General features: G+C 71.1%; 19 protein-coding genes. 7 read left to right on the top strand and 12 right to left on the bottom strand.

What is annotated here, in order from left to right:
* The 3 genes from ACWD4O_RS03090 to ACWD4O_RS03080 form a co-directional block, all read right to left on the bottom strand.
* Nucleotides 1-354, bottom strand: a complete 354-nt coding sequence (locus ACWD4O_RS03090; protein ID WP_451276886.1) for a hypothetical protein — start codon at nucleotides 352-354, stop codon at nucleotides 1-3.
* A 14-nt stretch (nucleotides 355-368) separates the two neighbouring features.
* Complete coding sequence (locus ACWD4O_RS03085; protein ID WP_451276884.1) at nucleotides 369-1,019, bottom strand: TetR/AcrR family transcriptional regulator; 651 nt, start codon at nucleotides 1,017-1,019, stop codon at nucleotides 369-371.
* Nucleotides 1,020-1,113: 94 nt separating this feature from the next.
* Nucleotides 1,114-2,055, bottom strand: coding sequence for an AurF N-oxygenase family protein (locus ACWD4O_RS03080; RefSeq protein WP_451276882.1), 942 nt, complete (start codon nucleotides 2,053-2,055; stop codon nucleotides 1,114-1,116).
* Nucleotides 2,056-2,186: 131 nt separating this feature from the next.
* On the opposite strand from ACWD4O_RS03080, the gene ACWD4O_RS03075 reads away from it, so the two are divergent.
* Nucleotides 2,187-2,789, top strand: a complete 603-nt coding sequence (locus ACWD4O_RS03075) for a Uma2 family endonuclease (protein ID WP_451276880.1) — start codon at nucleotides 2,187-2,189, stop codon at nucleotides 2,787-2,789.
* Complete coding sequence (locus tag ACWD4O_RS03070; protein WP_451276878.1) at nucleotides 2,786-3,100, top strand: hypothetical protein; 315 nt, start codon at nucleotides 2,786-2,788, stop codon at nucleotides 3,098-3,100. The genes ACWD4O_RS03075 and ACWD4O_RS03070 overlap by 4 nt, the downstream gene beginning before the upstream one ends.
* A gap of 15 nt (nucleotides 3,101-3,115) precedes the next feature.
* Here the strand turns inward: ACWD4O_RS03070 and ACWD4O_RS03065 are convergent, their stop codons facing one another.
* From ACWD4O_RS03065 to ACWD4O_RS03035, 7 genes are all read right to left on the bottom strand, one after another.
* Nucleotides 3,116-3,715, bottom strand: a complete 600-nt coding sequence (locus ACWD4O_RS03065; RefSeq protein WP_451276876.1) for a DUF3291 domain-containing protein — start codon at nucleotides 3,713-3,715, stop codon at nucleotides 3,116-3,118.
* A gap of 45 nt (nucleotides 3,716-3,760) precedes the next feature.
* Nucleotides 3,761-5,218: a peptidoglycan D,D-transpeptidase FtsI family protein gene (locus tag ACWD4O_RS03060; protein WP_451276874.1), complete on the bottom strand. Its 1,458-nt coding sequence runs from the start codon at nucleotides 5,216-5,218 to the stop codon at nucleotides 3,761-3,763.
* Nucleotides 5,215-6,735, bottom strand: a complete 1,521-nt coding sequence (locus ACWD4O_RS03055; RefSeq protein ID WP_451276872.1) for an FtsW/RodA/SpoVE family cell cycle protein — start codon at nucleotides 6,733-6,735, stop codon at nucleotides 5,215-5,217. The genes ACWD4O_RS03060 and ACWD4O_RS03055 overlap by 4 nt, the downstream gene beginning before the upstream one ends.
* A 53-nt stretch (nucleotides 6,736-6,788) precedes the next feature.
* Entirely contained in the window at nucleotides 6,789-7,991 is a 1,203-nt protein-coding gene (locus ACWD4O_RS03050; protein WP_451276870.1) for a hypothetical protein, read from the bottom strand.
* Nucleotides 7,992-8,061: 70 nt separating this feature from the next.
* Complete coding sequence (locus tag ACWD4O_RS03045; RefSeq protein ID WP_451276868.1) at nucleotides 8,062-9,378, bottom strand: ATP-binding protein; 1,317 nt, start codon at nucleotides 9,376-9,378, stop codon at nucleotides 8,062-8,064.
* Entirely contained in the window at nucleotides 9,375-10,169 is a 795-nt protein-coding gene (locus ACWD4O_RS03040; RefSeq protein ID WP_451276866.1) for a hypothetical protein, read from the bottom strand. Before ACWD4O_RS03040 ends, ACWD4O_RS03045 begins: the two co-directional genes overlap by 4 nt.
* 96 nt (nucleotides 10,170-10,265) lie before the next feature.
* Complete coding sequence (locus tag ACWD4O_RS03035; RefSeq protein WP_351903435.1) at nucleotides 10,266-10,775, bottom strand: protein-tyrosine phosphatase family protein; 510 nt, start codon at nucleotides 10,773-10,775, stop codon at nucleotides 10,266-10,268.
* A 111-nt stretch (nucleotides 10,776-10,886) separates the two neighbouring features.
* Between ACWD4O_RS03035 and ACWD4O_RS03030 the strand changes: the two genes are divergently transcribed.
* Nucleotides 10,887-11,690 carry a nuclease-related domain-containing protein gene (locus tag ACWD4O_RS03030; protein ID WP_451276863.1) on the top strand — a complete coding sequence of 268 codons (804 nt, stop codon included), beginning with the start codon at nucleotides 10,887-10,889 and terminating at the stop codon, nucleotides 11,688-11,690.
* A 44-nt stretch (nucleotides 11,691-11,734) separates the two neighbouring features.
* On the opposite strand, the gene ligD is transcribed toward ACWD4O_RS03030, so the two are convergent.
* Nucleotides 11,735-12,616 carry a non-homologous end-joining DNA ligase gene (gene ligD / locus ACWD4O_RS03025; protein WP_451276861.1) on the bottom strand — a complete coding sequence of 294 codons (882 nt, stop codon included), beginning with the start codon at nucleotides 12,614-12,616 and terminating at the stop codon, nucleotides 11,735-11,737.
* A gap of 64 nt (nucleotides 12,617-12,680) precedes the next feature.
* Here ligD and ku point away from each other — a divergent pair, with 64 nt between their 5' ends.
* Complete coding sequence (ku, locus tag ACWD4O_RS03020; protein ID WP_451276859.1) at nucleotides 12,681-13,709, top strand: non-homologous end joining protein Ku; 1,029 nt, start codon at nucleotides 12,681-12,683, stop codon at nucleotides 13,707-13,709.
* A 48-nt stretch (nucleotides 13,710-13,757) separates the two neighbouring features.
* Here the strand turns inward: ku and ACWD4O_RS03015 are convergent, their stop codons facing one another.
* On the bottom strand, nucleotides 13,758-15,119 hold the full coding sequence (locus ACWD4O_RS03015) for an acyltransferase family protein (RefSeq protein ID WP_451276857.1): 1,362 nt from the start codon (nucleotides 15,117-15,119) through the stop codon (nucleotides 13,758-13,760).
* Between the two features lie 155 nt (nucleotides 15,120-15,274).
* Between ACWD4O_RS03015 and ACWD4O_RS03010 the strand changes: the two genes are divergently transcribed.
* The 3 genes from ACWD4O_RS03010 (at nucleotide 15,275) to ACWD4O_RS03000 (ending at nucleotide 19,289) form a co-directional block, all read left to right on the top strand.
* Nucleotides 15,275-15,826 carry a DUF6336 family protein gene (locus tag ACWD4O_RS03010; RefSeq protein ID WP_451276855.1) on the top strand — a complete coding sequence of 184 codons (552 nt, stop codon included), beginning with the start codon at nucleotides 15,275-15,277 and terminating at the stop codon, nucleotides 15,824-15,826.
* 175 nt (nucleotides 15,827-16,001) lie between these two features.
* Nucleotides 16,002-17,213 carry an MFS transporter gene (locus ACWD4O_RS03005; RefSeq protein WP_451276853.1) on the top strand — a complete coding sequence of 404 codons (1,212 nt, stop codon included), beginning with the start codon at nucleotides 16,002-16,004 and terminating at the stop codon, nucleotides 17,211-17,213.
* Nucleotides 17,214-17,483: 270 nt separating this feature from the next.
* On the top strand, nucleotides 17,484-19,289 hold the full coding sequence (locus ACWD4O_RS03000; protein WP_451276851.1) for a glycoside hydrolase family 35 protein: 1,806 nt from the start codon (nucleotides 17,484-17,486) through the stop codon (nucleotides 19,287-19,289).
* The last annotated feature ends 48 nt before the right edge of the window (nucleotides 19,290-19,337 follow it).

The following is a 19,337-nucleotide window of genomic DNA, read 5'->3' as shown; positions in this document are numbered from 1 at the left end:
TCACTCGTCGGCGTCGTCCCGCCGCCGGCCCGGCGTGGCGTCGGGCGTGGCGCCGGGGGTCGTGTCGGGGGTGGCCCCGGGTGTGGTGTCCGGTTTGGACCAGGGCCAGCGCAGACGGCCGGTGTTCCGGTTCCCCTCGGGGTCGAACTCGTACTTCCAGCCCTGCGGCAGTCCGAGCTTCTTGCTGTGGCCGCGGGGCACGCGCCGGTAGACCAGGACGGTGGGCGGCCCGCCGGCCGCGTCGGGGACCGGGATGCGGTACGTCTTCGGCGGGTGGCCGGTGGGGCCCAGCAGCACGGACAGCACCCGGCCGTCCATGGGCCCGCCCTCGAAGGGGGTGTCTTCGCTCTTCACGCCACCAGTGTCGATCAGGTCTGCGCGGCCGACGCACCCCGGATCAGCTCGGCGGTCTGCGCGTCCCGGGCCGCGGTCACCGTCAGGGCGGCGACGAACTGGTCGACCAGCCAGTCCCGCAGCTCGTCGGCGGGCGGCTGCTTGTCCTCGTCGAGCCAGATCAGGGAGGCCGCCTCGACCGCGGTGATCCACATCCGCACGGTCATCCGCAGCCGCGGCCCGGGATCGGCGACCCCCAGATGGCTGTAGATGTGCTCGGCGGCGGCCCGCCGGACGCCGTCCACGATGGCGGTCGTCCGGGACGTCTCGACGACGCTGCCGCCCTGGAGCAGGGCGCTGAAGCCGGCGTCGTGGCGGCCGACGAACGTGAGGTAGCGGTCGAGGGCGCGGGCCAGCCGGGGCAGCAGCGGTCCCTCCCGGGGCTCGCCGAAACAGTGCTGCAGCTCCTCGGCGGCGGAGCGCAGCGCGGCCTCGTAGAGCTGCTGCTTGCCGCCCGGGAAGTACCGGTAGACCAACGGCCGGGACACCCCGGCGGCCTCCGCCACGTCGTCCAGCGAGACGTCCTCGGGGACGCGGTGGGCGAACAGCGAGAGCGCGGCGTCGAGCAGCTGACTGCGGCGCTCCTCGACGCTGAGCCGACGGTAGGCGGGCGCGGCGGGGGACATGCTTGCAGCGTAGTCCGGTGGCCCCGGGTTCGTTGTCCTGTGCAAGCAGCGTCCTGTGGCAGCAGCCCCGAGTCCCGTCCGAGCAGCCCGAGTCCTATGCAAGCAGCCCGGACGACCGCCACAGCCGCCGACCCACTCCGCGCAGCACGCCGATGTCGTCCAGGAACTCCGTCAGCCGCTTCGCCCCCGACTGCATGACCTCCCGCCGGTGCCCGCTCGCCTGCACCTGAGCGATCGCCTCGCGCCGGTCCAGTCCGACGTTCGTGTAGACCTCCGGATTCACGAACGCCACCGAGAACACCCGCGCGAACTCACCCGACGTGACCCTCGTGAACTCCTGGGACCACCGCGGCGCGGTCACCATCTGGCGGCGCAGTTCCTCGCGGGCGTAGCGCACATGCCGGGCCTCCTCCACGACATGGATCCGGGTGACGCCCCGGACCAGCGGCTGGACCCGCTCGTCGGGGAAGGTCAGCCGCTGCATCCAGTCGAGGACCTCCTCGCCGAGCAGGGTCGCGGTGAAGGAGCCGGGGGTCGTGGAGATCGTCTTGAACAGACGGCCCAGGTTCTGGTGGGCCCGGCTCACCGGATACCAGGGCGTCTCACCGCGGGTGATCAGCCGGGCGAACATCTTCGAGTGCCGGCACTCGTCCTCGATCTCGGTCAGCGCGTACCGCACATGCGCGCTCGTCGCCGCCTTGTCGTAGATGTGCCGCACGAGCAGCTGCATGAGGATGATCTCGAACCAGATCCCCAGCGAGGCGAGCGCGGCGGCCTCGTGCCGGGACAGCAGGATCCGCTGCTCCTCGCTCATCCGCCGCCATATCGGCGTGTCGTACAGCGACACCAGCTCCGGCGGCCAGAACCACTTGCCGTCCTCGAAGGGGGCGTCCCAGTCCAGCTCCTCGTCGGGGTCGAAGGAGTGCTTGGCGGAGGACGCGAGCAGCCGTTCGGCCACCTGCTCCCGGTCCTTGAGCAGGCCCAGCGCGTCCCGCAGCCCTTCCAGCGCGTCGGCATCGGTGAGGGTCGTCGTCATGGCTCTTATGAGACTGCTTGTCAGCAAGGGCGTCAATCCCTGCGGCATGATCACTCTTCGAGGTGGCGGATCGGCGCACTCCGCTGGGTACGCTGGCAGTGTCTGCCAGGCTCCACCGCATGGGAGTAATCATGAGCGCCGCACGCGAGTACGGGCTGGATGAGGACTACGAGTGGGCCCGCCCGCCGGCTGACGGCTGGACGGCGGATGACCTTGACCGGCTCCCGAACCTGCCTCCGCACACGGAGCTGATCGACGGGAGTCTGGTTTTCGTGAGTCCGCAGACCCGTTTCCACATGCGCACCCTGCGTCTGCTGGAGCACACCCTGCTGGAACAGGTGCCGGACAAGTTCGACATCTACCGCGAGTTCACCGTCAGGCTGGACAAGCGCAACCGCCCGGAGCCCGATGTCCTGGTGGTCCGCGCGGACGCGGACACCGGGCCCCTGCAGACCTGGCTCGACCCCGACGACGTCGTCCTTGCGGTGGAGATCGTCTCGGAGGACTCGCAGCCCCGCGACCGCCAGGTGAAGCCCCTGAAGTACGCGCGTGCGGGCATCCGTCACTACTGGCGAGTCGAGCAGAACGACGGCCTGCCCGTGGTGTACGTCTACGAACTCGACCCCGCCACCAGCACGTACGTGCCCATGGGCATCCACCGCGACCAGCTCAAGCTGACCCAGCCGTTCCCTCTCGCCGTCGACCTCGCCGCGGCCGACCGCCGTCACCGGTGACCGCAGACCCGCCCCCCACAGCCGCCCTCCGCGTCCGTAACTCCGGCGCGGAGTTGCTGGAGCTCGTCCTCGAGCCGTACGGCAGTGATCACTGGCTGCTGCCCGGGGAGACCTTCGTGGTCTGGACGCTCGAACCGGCCGGCGCCGAGATCCTCGAGGTCGAGCACGCGCCGGGCACGGTGACGGTGCACGCGGAGGTGGCCGCCTACGTCGGGGACACGGACGGCAACGAGATTGAGTCCGGCCACAACAGACCGCGACCCGCCGACCCGACCGGCCCGGCCGCGCTCTTCCGACTGAGGCTTCCCTAGCTCCCTAGTGCCTGATCAGACCGAGCAGCCCAGGTCCTCCGGGATCGTCAGGGCGACCGGCTCCGCGCCCTGGGGCGGGAACGAGGTGCGCAGGGTGAAGGCGTACGGGGTCGGGCCGTTGGTGCGCAGATGGAGCAGGCGGGACTCGGCCTCCGCGACCGTCGGACGATGACCGGCCGGCACCCACCACAGGGTCGCCATCGACTCCGCCACCCGCTCGAAGAACTCCCGTCGGCGGGACATGATCTGGCGGTGCCCGCCCTGGTAGATGTACGTCGTCAGGGCGTTCGCGTCCCTCCACACCGACATGTTGACGATCAGCCACTCGTCGCCGAAGAAGCTGATGTCCGTCGCGTTGCCCTCCTCGGACTGCAGTCGCCACACGAACCCGTCCGCCGTGTCGGCGTCGGCGTTGACCGGATCGAGGGCGTCCACGAAGGGCTTCAACTCGGGGGAGTCCAAAGGGAACTTGAGGCGCGAGATATTGACCTGCGCGAGCTCGAAAGCGGCCTCGGGAACGGAGTCGGGAGCAGCGTGGGAAACAGGGTCGGGAGCAGACGCAGAGGCGGTCTCAGAGGCGGCTTCCGGGACGATTTCGGCGCTGGCATCAGTCATGAGCGAACCGTAGAACGCCCCTGTACGGTCCCGGAAGCCCCCGTCTCACGAATTGAGCACCGCCTCCATCACCGCCCGGGCGATCGGCGCCGCCATCCCGCCCCCGGTGATGTCCCCGCGGCGCGCCGACCCGTCCTCCACCACCACCGCGACCGCGACCCTCGGCTCCATGTCCCGCTCGCCCTGCGCCCAGGAGACGAACCAGGCGTACGGCGTCCCGGCGTTGCCGACGCCGTGCTGCGCGGTGCCGGTCTTGCCGCCGACGATCGCGCCGGGGATCGCCGCGTTCGTGCCGGTGCCCTCCCGCACCACGTCCTCCATCAGCTCGCGCAGCCGCCGCGCCGTCGAGGGGTACATCGCCTGACGGACGGGACGGGAACCGGCCGTGGCCACCGTCGCCCCGCCCTTCCGCGTCGTCCGCTCCACCAGATACGGCGTGCGCACCAGCCCCCCGTCGGCCACCGCCGCCGACACCATCGCCATCTGCAGCGGGGTCGCCCGGGTGTTGTACTGGCCGATGGAGGACAGCGCCAACTGCGCCTTGTCGAGCGAGGTGTCGAAGGTGCTCGGCGCGACGGCGAACGGGATCCGCACAGCCACGTCGTTGAAGCCGAACGCCTGCGCCGTCCGGGTCATCCGGGCCAGGCCCGTGTCCACACCGAGCTTCGCGAACACCGTGTTGCACGACCACTGGAAGGCCTCCCGCAGCGGGGCGTCCTCACAGCCGTCGCCCTCGTTGGTCAGCCTCGTGGTCGTGCCGGGCAGCCGATAGGGGGCGGGGGAGCGGGTCGCCTCGTCGAGGTCCGTGATCACCCCCGCGTCCAGCGCCGCCGCCGCGGTGACCACCTTGAACGTCGACCCGGGCGGATACGTCTGCCGCACCGCCCGGTTCAGCATCGGCTTGTCCGGATCGCCGTTGAGCCGCGCCCAGGCCCGCTCCGCCCCCGCGTCGTTCCCGGACAGCACGGCCGGGTCGTACGACGGACTCGACACCAGCGCCAGCACCCGCCCCGTCGCCGGCTCCACCGCCGCCACCGCGCCCTTGCGCCCGCCCAGACCCTCGTAGGCGGCCCACTGGGCATGCCGGTTCAGTGTCGTCACCACGTTGCCGCCGGGCGGACGGCCGTGCGTGACGTCGTTCCACAGCGGGAACGGCGAGAGCAGCGGATCCGACCCGGAGAGCACATCGTCCCCGGCGTGCTCCAGGAACGTCGTCCCGTAGACCTGTGAGGCGAAGCCGGTCACCGGCGCGTACAACGGCCCGTCGAGGTACGTGCGCTCGTAGCGCAGCTGCTCCCCGGTGTCCCGGGACCCGGTGACCGGGTCGTCGTCGACCAGGATGTCGCCGCGCGGCTGGGCGTAACGGGCGATGGAGTCACGCCGGTTGGCCGGATTGTCGTCGTAGCTCGAGGACCGGACGATCTGGACGCGCGCGGCGTTGACCAGGAGCGCCACCAGCAGCAGGGCGCAGAAGACGGCGGCGTGCCGGATGTGCCGGGTCACGCGGGCCTCCGGGGGTTGTTGTCGAGGGGTTCATGATGAGGACCGTCGGACGATTCCATGGACGACTTCGTGGGCGACTCCATGAACGACTTCGTGGACGACTTCGTGGACGACTCCATGTGCGGCCGTCTCGCCGAATCGCTCACCCGGATCAGCAGCGCCACGATCGCCCAGTTGGTGACGACCGACGAGCCGCCCTGCGCCAGGAACGGCATCGCCATGCCGGTCAGCGGGATCAGACCGGTCACCCCGCCCGCGATCACGAACACCTGGAGCGCCACGATCGAGGCGAGGCCCGTCGCCAGCAGCCGTCCGAAGGGATCCCGCAGGGACAGGCCCACCCGGTAGCCGCGCTCCACCAGCAGCCCGTAGAGGAGGAAGAGCGCCGACAGCCCCGCCAGGCCCAGTTCCTCGCCCGCCGTCGCCAGGATGAAGTCCGACTTCGCGGCGAAGCCGATGAGGACGGAGTGGCCGAGCCCCAGACCGGTGCCGAACACCCCGCCCGCCGCGAAGGAGAACAGCGACTGTGCGAGCTGGTTGGGTCCCTCACCGGCCTCGATCGACGCGAACGGGTGCAGCCAGTCCTCGACCCTGCTGTGCACATGCGGCTCCAGCCGGCCGACGGCGACCGCGCCGAGCGAGGCGAGCAGCAGCCCGACGGCGATCCAGCCGGTGCGGCCGGTGGCGACGTAGAGCATCACGACGAACAGCCCGAAGAAGAGCAGGGACGTGCCGAGGTCCCGCTCCAGGACCAGCACGCCGACGCTCAGCAGCCAGATCGCGACGATCGGACCGAGAACGCGTCCGGTGGGCAGTTGCATCCGCGAGAAGCGCCAGATCCGGCGGCCCGAATACGCCAGCGCCGTGCGGTTGGCGGCCAGGTACGCGGCGAAGAACACCGCGAGCAGCACCTTCGCGAACTCACCCGGCTGGATGGAGAAGCCGGCGATCCGGATCCAGATGCGGGCCCCGTTCACGGCCGGGAAGAGGATCGGGAGGGTGAGCAGAGCGAGCGCGGCGACCACGCACACGTACGCGTACCGCTGCAGCACGCGGTGGTCGCGCAGCACGGCGACGACCACGATGAACAGGGCCACCCCGACCGTCGACCACACCAGTTGCGTGGGCGCGGCCCGGTCGCCCGGCGTCTCCAGGTCGAGTCGGTAGATCAGCACCAGACCGATCCCGTTGAGCAGCACGGCGATGGGGAGGAGGAGCGGATCGGCGCAGGGGGCGCGCAGCCGCACCGTGAGATGCGCCAGCAGCGCGAGCACGCCGAGCCCGGCGCCGTAACCGGCGGCGCCGGGCGGGACGGTGCCGTTCTTCGCGAGGCCGACCGCGCAGTACCCGTACACGGAGAGCAGGACGGCCAGGACGATGAGCGCGAGTTCGACGCCACGGCGCCGGAGGAGGCGCACCGCGGGTGCGGGCGCGTCTGCCGCCGCAACAGTGGTCCCGGTTGCGGTCCCGGTCTCGGGTCCGGTTCCGGGGCCTGCTCCGGCTCCCACTTTCGTCATGTCCGGAACTTACCCAAATAGGGCTCCTTGTGAGCCTTGGAAGTGTTTGCGTGTCAGCACCAGCGCGGCGCCGCCCCGATGTTGTCGATGTAGCGCGCCGCGCCCCAGGCCCAGGTGCCGTCCGTGAGGAGGTACCAGAGGGAGTTGCCCTGGACGTTCTGACCCGAGGTCTTGCAGAAGATCGAGACGATCTCGCCGCGGTACGCGACGCGGATCACCTGGCTGGCGCGGGTCGGCCTGCTGCGCAGCAGCAGCTCGTTCGCGCTCACCCGCCCGCGGTAGGTGCGGGAGTCGTTCTGGTCGTCGGGACGGCCCCCGCCGCCGGACTGCCAGTCACCGTCGCCACCCGACTCCCAGTCGCCCCCGCCGCCGGACTGCCAGTCGCCGCCATCGCCGCCATCGCCGCCGCTGGACTGCCAGTCGCCCCCGCCGCTGGACTGCCAGTTGTTCCCGCCACTGGACTGAGAGTCATTGCCACCCCCGGCCTGAGAGTTCCCGGCCTGCCCACTCTGAGTGCCTTGACCGTTCTGGCTGCTCTGGCCGGTCTGGCCACTCTGGTCGGCCTGGCCTGACTGTGTGCCCTGCCCGGTCTGAGTGCCCTGGCCGGCCTGGGTGCTCTGGCCGGTCTGCGTTCCCTGGCCACTCTGGTTGGCCTGGCCTGACTGATTGCCTTGGCCGGTCTGGGTTCCTTGACCGGTCTGACCCGTCTGCGTGCCCTGGCCGTTCTGGTTGGCCTGGCCGACTTGGGTGCCTTGGCCGTTCTGGTTGGCCTGACCGGTCTGAGTGCTCTGACCCGTCTGGTTGCCTTGGCCGGTCTGTGTTCCCTGGCCGGTCTGAGTGTTCTGGCCCGCCTGGTTGCCCTGTCCGGTCTGCCCGGTCTGGTTGCCTTGGCCTGCCTGGTTGCCCTGCCCGGTCTGCGTTCCCTGGCCCGTCTGGTTGCCCTGCCCAGCCTGTGTGCCCTGGCCCGTCTGGTTGCCCTGCCCGGTTTGATCGCTTTGGCCGGTCTGGCCGGTCTGGCCGGTCTGGCCGGTCTGGCCGGTCTGGCCTCCGCCGCCTCCCTGGCTCTGCCAGTCGTATGTGCCGCTCTGCCAGTCGTATGAGCCGTTCTGCTGGGCGGCGGTGCCGCTGCCGCTGCCGGTGGTGCCGTCACCGTCGTCGGCGAGGGCCGGGGAGACGGCCGCGGTGGCCGCGAGGGCGCCGGCTGCGGTGACTATGGCGAGGCGGGTGAGGGGGGAGCGCAGGGACGTGGCGGACATGGCGATACCTCCATGAAGAGGGTGAAGCTGACTAATCGCCACATTAGGAGCGGTTCGCGCGTGTCGCCCGTCACGCTGCGCCATCGGGGAGGACGCTCGCGGCAGGAGGCGTCTGAGGGAGCGTCAGCGTCGCCACCGCACCGCCGTCCGACGCGTTCATGAACGTCAGCCGAGCGCCCAGCACCTCCGCCTGGCCGACCGCGATCGTCAGCCCGAGCCCGTGCCCCTTCGCCCCGCCCTCGGTGCGGAACCGCTGCGGCCCGTGCGTGACGAGGTACTCCGGATAGCCGTCCCCGTGGTCCCGCACGGTGACCACAGGACCGTCCACCGTCAGCACGACGGGCGACCGCCCGTGCCGGTGCGCGTTGGCGAGCAGATTCCCCAGCACCCGTTCGAGGCGCCGCCGATCGGTCTCCACGCGCGCGTCCCGGACGACCCTGACCTCGGCGCCGGTCGTCACGGAGGCTCCCGATGCGCCGGACGCGCCGGATGCCTCCGCCGCCCGCACCACCCGCGCCGCCAGCGCGCCCAGTTCCTCGGCGTCCAGCTCCAGCCGCTCGCGTCCGGTGTCCAGCCGGGAGATCTCCAGCAGGTCCTCGGTGAGCGTGCGCAGCGCCGCCACCCGGTCGCGCACCAGCTCCGTCGGCCGTCCCGGCGGCAGCAGTTCGGCCGCCGCGTGCAGCCCGGTCAGCGGCGTGCGCAACTCGTGCGCCACATCGGCGGTGAACCGCTGCTCGCTCAGCAGCTTGCCCTGCAGCGAGGTCGCCATGGAGTCCAGCGCGACGGCGACGGCGCCCACCTCGTCCTGCGGCCCGCCCGGATCCTTGGCGCGCGGGTCGTCCACGCGCGCGTCGAGGTCGCCGGCGGTGATCCGCCTGGCCACCTGCGCGGTGGTGTGCAGCCGACGGGTCACCCGGGTCACCGCGAGGGCGCCGACCAGCAGCGTCGCCCCGATCGCCAGCGCCGACGACCACAGGATCGCGGTGTCGAGCGCCTCGATGGTGCGGGCGCTCTGCGAGTAGTCGACGGCGACCGCGAGGGCGTGCTCACCCTCGGCGGGGCCCGCCGCCCACATCGTGGGGCGCCCTTGGTTGTCGGCGACCATCGTGCCGCGTTCCCCGGCCACGGCCAGCGAGCGCAGCGAGCTGGGCAGTCCCGCCGGATCGAGGCTCGCGCCCCGCTCGAGCGTGTCCCCCGCCTCGAAGGCCGTCGTCGCGTCCGTCAGCCGGGACAGTGCGAGGTCGCGGGCCTGGCCGACGGTCTGGTTGGTCACCGAAACATGTACCAGGACGCCGAGCAGGGCGGCCAGCGCGCAGCACATCACGGTGATGAAGGCGGCGGCCTTCGCGGCGAGCGTGCCGGCCCACGAGGGAAGCGCGAGCCTCATCGGCCGCTCGCCGAGGCAGACGACGATGAGGGCGATGTGGGTGATGTGGGCGACGAGGGTGATGTGGGCGATGTGGGTGCCGAAGGCGACGTGGACGGCTGCGCGGAGTGCTTCCGACCGCCGCCGGTGCGCAGCATCTCGTCATGGGTGAGCAGCATGGCCTGCTGCTGCTGATCCCAGGTCCACTGGAGCCGGTACTCGTAGCCGGCGACCTCCGACGGAGCGCGGATGATCACGGACCGCCCGGCCAGCTCGACCCCGCTCACGGCGTCCTCGTAGGACATGACCTGCACGAGTCGGTCGCCGCGGACGGTGTAGACGCGGACGGCGGTCAGATTGCCGGGCAACTGCCGGAAGCCCAGCGTCATGTCCTCCTGGCCGTCACCGGTGAGATCGCGGTAGTACGCCTTGAGGACGGGACACCTGGCCCCTTCCTTGCCGCTCTTGCCGCAGTCGGCCATCCGGCGGGCCGTCTCGTCGTACGCGCCCTCGCTGTAGTCGCCCGGGGCGGCGGCGATCTCCGCGCGCACCACCGCGACCGGGTCCACCTTGCGGATGTCGCCGTCCGGCACGTTGACGCCCTTCACGACCTGGGTCTCCACCTCGCCGATGTCGAAGGCCGGACTGGCGGCGGGGGTCAGATCCGGCCAGAGCCGGTCCGGGCTGATCGCGGTCGGCGTCGAGCCCGCGCCTTTCAGCTCGCCGGCGTCCCCGCAGCCCGCCAGGGCCGAGGCCAGCAGAACGAAGCCGGCGACGGCGAACGCGGAACGGGTGGGACGACTGCGGAACACGGGACTCCTGTGACTCCTCTGCGGCGACGACGAGGCCGGGCCCGTACACCATATTCGTAGGGAAGTCCGTTTTACGTACCGACTGCGACGAAACGATTACTCGGCCAGTTCCTCCAGCAGCCTGGCCGTCGGCAGCCCCGCCCGCAGGTACTCCACGAACAGCTCGTTGTGCAGGGCCCACGGCGAGCGCCGTGACCGTATCAGCCGGATCGCGGCCTCGGCCGAATGCCCCTGGCGCACCAGCGCATGGGCGACGACCAGCCCCGACCGGTTGTAGCCGCTGTAGCACCGCACGAGGACCACCCGCCCCTCGTCCATCGCGTCGGCCGCGGCCTGCGCCAGCCGGATCACGCCGGCGAGCTGGGTCCCGTCCAGCGGCCCGTCCGGAATCGGCCACACATGATGTTCCACGCCGGTGTCGGGCCCGTGCCCCTGCCTGGCCCGGGTCAGGGTCTGGACGACGTCGAACTCACCCCGGACCACGGCGAGCTCCAGTTCCCCGGACGGCCCCCGGAACTCGTGTCCGCCCATCCACAGACCGGGCACGATCTCGCTCCACGGACGCTCCGGAGCCGGTACGTCGGGTTGCTTCCTGCGGGTCCGCAACGGCGCCTCCCCAAACGCGCTGCCTAGGGCCTGCCCAACTCCTCCCGAAGGTAACCGCCTTCTTGCCCCGGGAGCACCCCTCCTGTTCCCTTGGTCAAGGGGTGATGGTGCATGAACGGACTGCGCGTCATACCGACCTGGCGACATGGCCAGGAGCGGCTCTACGTCTGCCTCACCGACGGCAGGAACATCGCCTGGTACGACCGTGAGGCGGCCAGGGTCAACCTCATCGGGGACGACCGCAGAGAGGACGTCCTCGAAGCCCTCGGACCCTTCATCACCGGCCCGGTCACGGTCGGCCCGCCCCCGGTCCCCACGCCCGCGGAGCTGGCCCGGCTCTCCCTCCATCCGGACGACGACCTCGCCCCCAACCGCCCCGGCGAGGCCCTCATCGTCGACCTGGACCGCGACCCGGGCCCGGCCCGCCGCCTCAGGAGCGACCCGCGCCGACGAGCCCTCGCGGCGGAACAGGCGATCGGCGAGGCCCTGGACCGCCTCGAAGGCGCCGGCTGGCGCACGCTGCACTCGCTCCCCCTCCCGGGCGGAGACCGAGTCCACCACCTGGCGATCGGCCCGGCCGGACTGTTCGCGATCCACGCGCTGTACGCCCGCAAGCAGCGGGTCAGCATCGCCGACCCCGTGGTCGCCGTGGGCCGCCGCGACCCGGAACCCGTCCTGCGCCGGGTCCGCGCGGACGCCGACCGCGCCTCCTACGCCCTGACAGCCGAGGTCCACCCGGTCCTGGCCCTGCTGGCCCCGACCGACGTCTCCTTCAAGGCCCCGCCCCGAACCGTCCGCATCGTTACCGACACCACCCTCGCCGATCTGACCCACCCGGGCGCCGTCCTCAAACCGGCCGACATCGAAGCACTGCACGCGATGGCGAGGGACAGGGAGACATGGGCAAGGGTATGAGGCACCTGCCCGCATAGGTGTTCGCCTGTCACCCGCCGGGGCCCTCACGGCACACTCCCCGCCCGCCCCGCCTCCAGCAACGGCGCAAGCAGATCCCCTCGCTCCCGAACCCGCGCGGCGACGTCCGAGGCCAGAAAAGTCAACGCGTCCACGCCCCCACACCCCTCGACCTCCTCCCACCCGACCGGCGCCGACACACTCGGCTCCGCCCGCGCCCGCAACGTGTACGGCGTGGCCGTCGTCTTGCGCGCCGCGTTCTGACTCCAGTCCACGAAGACCTTCCCCGGCCGCAGACTCCGCGTCATCCGATGCACGACCAGCCGCGGAACAGCCCGCTCCGCCTCCACGGCCAGCCGCTTGGCGTACTCCGATACCCGTTCGGACGACGCCCCGCGCACCGCCGCCAACAGATGCAGCCCCTTCGCCCCCGAGGTCTTCGGGTAGGCCTCGATCCCGTCCTCCGCCAGCCGATCCCGAAGCCACACCGCGACCTCGCAGCACTCGACGACGGTGGCGGGCGCCCCGGGATCGAGGTCGAAGACGAGCCGGTCGGCGAGGCCGGGATCCTGAATCACCCACTGGGGCGTATGGAACTCGGTGACGAGGTTCGCCGCCCACACCAGGCTCGCCAGATCCTGCACGAGCACCATCCGGGCCGGCCCCTCCGACCGCGGCACCTCGGCGGTGGTGACCCACTCGGGCGTCCCCGGCGGCACGTTCTTGGCGAAGAAGACCTGCCCGTCGGGCCCGTCCGGATAGCGCAGCCAGGACAGCGGCCGGTCGCGCAGATGGGGGAGCAGGACGTCGGCGACGGTCGCGTAGTAGTGCAGCACCTCGCCCTTGGTGAAGCCGGTCGCCGGATACAGCACCTTCTCCAGGTTGCTGAGCGCGAGCCGCCTGCCCTCCACCTCGGTGATCGGCGTCATAGGATGAGAATCACACAAAACGGCGGAAGTCATCCGAAAACGGAAACCCGGGAGGGCGCTGCACGTGAGATCCATCTGGAACGGCGCCATCTCCTTCGGTTTGGTCAGCATCCCGATCAAGCTGGTGAACGCCACCGAGAGCCACTCCATCTCCTTCCGCCAGATCCACACGGAGGACGGCGGCCGCATCCGCTACCGCAAGGTCTGCGAGCTGGAGGAGCGCGAGGTGAGCTCCGCGGAGATCGGCAAGGGGTACGAGGACGCGGACGGCACGATCATCCCGATCACCGACGAGGATCTGGCCCAGCTGCCGATCCCGACCGCGAAGACGATCGAGATCGTGGCGTTCGTCCCGGCCGACCGCATCGACCCGCTCCAGATGGACGCCTCCTACTACCTCCAGGCGGGCGGCGCCCCGGCGGCGAAGCCGTACACGCTGCTCCGGGAGGCCCTCAAACGCAGCAACAAGGTGGCGATCACGAAATACGCGCTGCGCGGCCGCGAGCGCCTGGGCATGCTCCGTGTGGTCGGCGACGCGATCGCCATGCACGGACTGCTCTGGCCGGACGAGGTCCGCGCACCGGAAGGCGTCGCCCCGGACACCTCGGTCACCGTCCGCGACAAGGAACTCGACCTGGCGGACGCCCTGATGGACACCCTCGGCGAGGTCGACCTGGAGGACCTGCACGACGAGTACCGCGAGGCCGTCGAGGAAGTGGTCGCGGCGAAGGCGGCCGGCGAGACACCCCGCGAGGCCCCGACCCCGCCGTCCAGCGGCAAGGTGCTGGACCTGATGGCGGCCCTGGAGAAGAGCGTACGGGCGGCGAAGGAGTCGAGAGGCGAGGAACCGGAGCAGGCAGAGGTGACACGCCTACCCGCACGCAAGTCGGCCCGCACGGCGCCCAAGCGGACGGACGGCAAGAAGTCGACGTCGACGGCGAAGAAGACGACAGCGTCGAAGAGCACGACGAAGACCACGGCGGCAAAGAAGACAGCCACAAAGAAGACGACAGCGAAGAAGGCAGCGCCAACGACGGCGTCGGAGAAGCGGACGGCGTCAAAAAAGACAACAGCCCGCAAACGCCCAGCCTGACCACTCCACCGGGCGGCGACCCCGGGCGGTGCTGCGCACCATGGCGGATCAGACAGCCTCCTCGAACTCCCCGCGCCCTTCCAGATCCCCCTCCCCACCACCCTCCCCACGGGCATCACCCCATCCCGGGAAGGCCAGCAGCGCCGTGCCCACCCCCAGCCCCACCGCAGGCCACACCGGAAACGCGCCCCCGTACGCGAACCCGTGCCCGGCGAAATACGTCAGCGCCCAGACACTCACACCGAGCCCGGCCCAGATCCGCCAGGAGTCGGCCCCGCGAGCCTTCGAGCAGGGCCGCACACGCATCTCCAGCGCGACCACCCCCCGCTCCACCGGCCGCAGCACTCGCAGAACCCCCACCAGCACGCCCCCCAGCACCAGCAGCCACGGCACCCGCAGAGCCCACCAGGCCAGGGAGCCGTAGCCGGGTTCGGGAGCGAGCCCCGGCAGATAGAACGCGGCGGCGACGATCAGCACCGGCAGCATGTGCCACAGGTAGAGCGCCATGCTGCCCGCCCCAAGCACCCGCACCGCCCGTGCCACGCGGGCCCGCTCAAGCACCCGCCGCACGACCGGCGCGACCAGCAGGGCGACCCCGACCTGCGCCACGGCCCACGCCAGCATGGCCGCCGACGGCGGGTTGGTGTTGCTCAGCTCCTGCCCGGTCACCAGGATCAGACTGACGGGAAACGGCCCAGGCCCGACCAGCGCGACGAACACGCCGGCACCCGCCAACGCCATGGCAGCCGGCGCCGTCCGCCCATGAGTGCCCGACAGCCCGTCCCGCCAGCAGAACCCGAGCTGATAGACGACACCCCACACGAGCAGGTAGTTGAGCGCCCCGACGACTTCGACGCCCCCGGAACGCGGCGAGTCCGCAGCCGCAACGAGCACGCCGATGCCGAACCCGAGGACGCCCATCCCCACGGGCACGCGCACCCCCCACCGCTCGTGAAGGGCGTACAACGCCGGAGTAAGGGCGCTGAGCAGCAGATACACCGGCAGGAACCAGAACTGCATGGCCATCGCCCACCCGACCAGCGCAAGGGTGGCGGGATCCACGCCGAGCCCGGAGGACACCCCGACGGCAAGCAGCACGAGCCCGCTGTACGCCGCCGTGGGCAACAACAACCGCACGGCCCGCTGCCCCACCCACCCCGCGCCGGTCCCGCCGACCGCCCGGGCCCGCGCCCAGGACCCCCCGGCGGCATACCCCCCGGCCAGGAAGAACAACGGCATGATCTGAAACCCCAGGGTCAGCCACTGCGTCCAGGGCACGGTCGCCAGCAACTCGGGCGCGTCGATCTCCCCGCCCTGCCGCCGGACCAGCCCGGTGATCAGCCAGTGGCCCAGCACGACGAGCAGGATCGCCCACGCCCGCAGAAAGTCGACGTACCGGTCACGATTCATGCCCGAATGGTTCCGCCCCTCCCAACTCCCGTACACGGAAAACCCTTTGTCGCAACCAACCCGTGCCCACCCCGACACAAGCACGAGGACCCCAAGTGCGAGAGTCCGAAGCCCGAGAACCCCCAGTGGGAGAGCGATAAGTGAGAAAGCCCCAAATGCCCGAGCCGCAAGCCCGCGAGCCGCAAGCCCGCGAGCCGCAAGCCCGCGAGCCGCAAGCCCGCGAGCCGCAAGCCCGCGAGCCGCAAGCCCGCGAGCCGCAAGCCCGAGAACCTCAAGCCCGAGAACCTCAAGCCCGAGAACCTCAAGGCCGGGACCTTGTAGTCCGCGAGCCAAGACTGAGCCTGACCGGAATAGTCCTGCGCGGCCTGGCCTTCGGCCTGGCGACCGCCCCCCTCCTCCTCCTCACCACCCTGACCATCGAGGACCACGAGCCCCGCCGGGAGTTCCTGGGCCTGACCGGAGGCCTGGCCGCCTCCGGCGCGCTGGTCTGCCTCCTGGCCGGCGCGTCCTTCTGGTCGCTCCTGGAGGGCGACATCCGCCGCCTCCGGGACTGGCGCACGATCACCGGCCAGGCCGACAGCTACGCGGTGGCGATCCCCTTGATCATCCGCGCAGGAGCCTTCGCCCTGACCCTCTCCCCAGCGGCGTTCACCCTCCTGGCACTGGTCGGCGACGCAGCGCCCGGCACCTGGCTCCACAGCCGCTGAGCACCTCAAGGCCGCCCACCCCGGAGAGAAGGACTCTCCGCCCCCCTCTCGACGCTTGCCTCGCCCCCTGCAAAACATCTTGACGCCGCCCTGAATGTTACCGGTAACATCAATTCTCGTCGGAAGCACCACACCGCACCCCACACCGCAGTGGGCCGTCTGTCCTGGAGTCCGCGTGACCGACCACCGCACGGCACAGCGCGCTCCGGCCACAGCACCCCTGCCCCCCACCACCGTCGACGCCGACCGGGTCTTCTCCCCGCTCGCGGTAGCAGCCTCCTGCGTCGGCTTCGTCCTGATCGGCGCACTCCAGGCCCTCTACGGCCCCTCGATCCCCGCCCTCCGCGAGGAGTTCGGGCTCTCCCCCTCAACTGCCGGACTAGGCCTGAGCGCCCACTTCGTGGGCGGGGTGGCCGGAGTCCTCCTCTTCGACCGCCGCTACGGCCGAACCGGCAACCGACGCATCCTCGCGACCTCCTACCTCCTCATGGCGGCCGGAGCCGCAGGCTTCGCGCTGGCCCCGAACTGGCCCCTCGCCCTCACCGCGGCCTTCCTCGCAGGCCTCGGCTTCGGCGGCATCGACTACGGCCTCAACCAGCTCTTCGCGGTCGGCTTCGGACACCGTTCCACCGCGATGCTCAACATCCTCAACGCCCACTTCGGCATCGGCGCGATCCTGGGCCCGGCCCTGATCGGAACCGTGGGCGCGGAGCACTACCCCGCGATTTTCACAGCCTTCGCACTGGCCAACCTGCCCCTGCTCCTCTGCCTGCGCGGAGTACGCGACCATCCCCCGCACACCCCCACCCCCACCGAGAAGGCCACACCCGCCAACGGCGCCCTGCGCTCCGTCCTCACCGTCTTCGTCACGCTCTACGTCCTCCATGTCGCCATCGAGGCCGGCGTGGGCGGCTGGGAGCCCACACATCTGGAGACCGTCGGCTACGGCGCGGGCATAGCGGCCACCGCGACCTCCGTCTACTGGCTGATGATGACCGTAGGCCGCTTCCTGGTGGCCCCGATCGCCCTGCGCTTCTCGGCTCAGGCCATCATCACGGTCTCCTGCGCCGGCATGACCGTCTGCCTCCTCCTGGCGGCCGTACCGAGCCTGGCCCCCTACGCCTACGCCGGAGTGGGCCTCTTCATCGCACCGATCTTCCCCACCGGACTCCCGTGGCTCACCCGGGCGGCCCCCCGAGCCCGCCGCGCCGGCGCGCTCGTCATCGCCGCGTCCATGCTGGGCGGCGTGGCGGCGGGCCCAGCACTCGGCCAGGTCATCGAGTGGTCGGGCGTCAGAGCCGTCCCCCTCCTCCTGGCCGCAGTCTCAGCAACGTGCCTGGCAGCCACCGTCTGGCTGACAAGAGCAACCCACACGAAGACCGCGTAAGCCCGGAGCGACCACCCGTCGGAGCATCGGGACCCCGATGAAGGCGCGGCCGCCCATCCACGGGAGTGGGTCGTGGCGGTGCGGCGCAGCCCGTCGCTCAGCTCGTCACAGCCAAGTCCCACTGTGGCAGCAGGCAGCAGTACGCCCAACACGCGACGGGCTCGCCGCACCGCCACGACCCCGACCCACCCACCGCACAGCGGGCGACAGTCACCCCAACCCACCCGCACGCCCCACCCCACCCCACCCCACCCCACCGAAGGAACCCACATGCCCAGTTCCACCCCAACTCAGCCGCAGCCGCAGCCGCAGCCTCAGCCTCAGCCCCCCGCCCTGACCACAACCCCCGACGGCTTCCTCCTCCACGGCACCCCCTTCCGCATCCTCTCCGGCGCCCTCCACTACTTCCGAGTCCACCCCGACCAGTGGACCGACCGCCTCCGCAAGGCCCGCCTCATGGGCCTGAACACGGTGGAGACCTACATCCCCTGGAACCTCCACCAGCCAGAACCCGGCACCCTGGACCTGGAAGGCCTCCTCGACCTGCCCCGCTTCCTCCGCCTGGCCGCCGCAGAGGGCCTGCACGTCCTCCTCCGCCCCGGCCCCTTCATCTGCGCCGAGTGGGACGGCGGCGGCCTGCCCCACTGGCTCACCACCGACCCCGACGTCCGCCTGCGCTCCAGCGACCCCCGCTTCACGGACATCATCGACCGCTACCTGGACCTCCTCCTCCCCCCGCTCCTCCCGCACATGGCGGCAGCCGGCGGCCCGGTCATCGCCGTACAGGTGGAGAACGAGTACGGCGCCTACGGCGACGACACCGACTACCTCAAGCACCTGGAGCACGCCTTCCGCGAACGAGGCATCGAGGAACTCCTCTTCACCTGCGACCAGACCGCCGGCGACCACCTCAAGCACGGCACCCTGCCCGGCGTCCTCGCCACCGGCACCTTCGGCAGCCGCGTGGACGAGTCCCTCAAGCGCCTTCGCGAGGCACAGCCCGAAGGCCCGCTCATGTGCTCGGAGTTCTGGATCGGCTGGTTCGACCACTGGGGCGGCCCGCACCACGGCAGGGACGCCGAGAGCGCAGCCGCCGACCTGGACCGACTCCTCTCCGCGGGCGCGTCGGTCAACATCTACATGTTCCACGGCGGCACCAACTTCGGGTACACCAACGGCGCCAACCACCACCACGCCTACGTCCCCACCATCACGTCCTACGACTACGACGCCCCGCTGACGGAGAGCGGCGACCCGGGCCCGAAGTACCACGCCTTCCGCGAGGTGCTGGCCCGCCACACCCAGCTCCCGCAGGAACCGATCCCGGCCCCGTCCCCCAAACTCCCCCTGACGACAGTCGAGTTGACGACGTACACCCCCCTCCTCCCCCTGGCGCGGACCCCGGTCCACGCCAAGGACCCCGTCACCGCCGACGAGATGAGCCAACGCGCCGGCTACACGCTGTACCGGACAACGGCCCCCACCCCCGGACCCGGCCTCCTCCACTTCACCGGCGGAGTAGGGGACCGAGCCCAGGTCTTCCTGGACGGCGCCCCCGCCGGCGTCCTGGAGCGCGAGCGCTACGACGAGACCCTGCCCGTCCACGTCCCCCGCGCCGACGCCGTCCTCGAGGTACTCGTGGAGAACATGGGCCGGGTCAACTACGGCCCCCGTATAGGCGTCCCGAAGGGCCTGCTGGGCCCGGTGACCCTCAACGGAAGGCCCGTACAGGGCTGGGACTGCCACGCGCTGCCCCTGGAGACCGCCCCGGACCCGGCCTCGTTCACCAAGTCCGAGCCGACCTGCGCAGTGCCCGCCTTCCACCACGGCACGTTCGAAGTGGAAACCCCTGCAGACACGTTCCTCTCCCTCCCGGGCTGGACGAAGGGCCAGGCCTGGATCAACGGCTTCCACCTGGGCCGCTACTGGAACCGCGGCCCCCAGCGCACCCTCTACGTCCCGGCCCCCGTCCTCCGCCCGGGCGCCAACGACCTGGTCCTTCTGGAACTCCACGGCACCACCACACCCCAGGCCCACCTGACCGACACCCCCGACCTGGGCCCGAAGGGCCCCTGACGAAGGCACACGCCCCCCCACCGCACCCCCGCCCCCACCGCAGCCGCC

The sequence above is a fragment of the Streptomyces sp. NPDC002623 genome, assembly GCF_053592635.1.
Note: the sequence above shows the minus strand (reverse complement) of the source record. Positions and strands in the feature narration are given on the sequence as shown.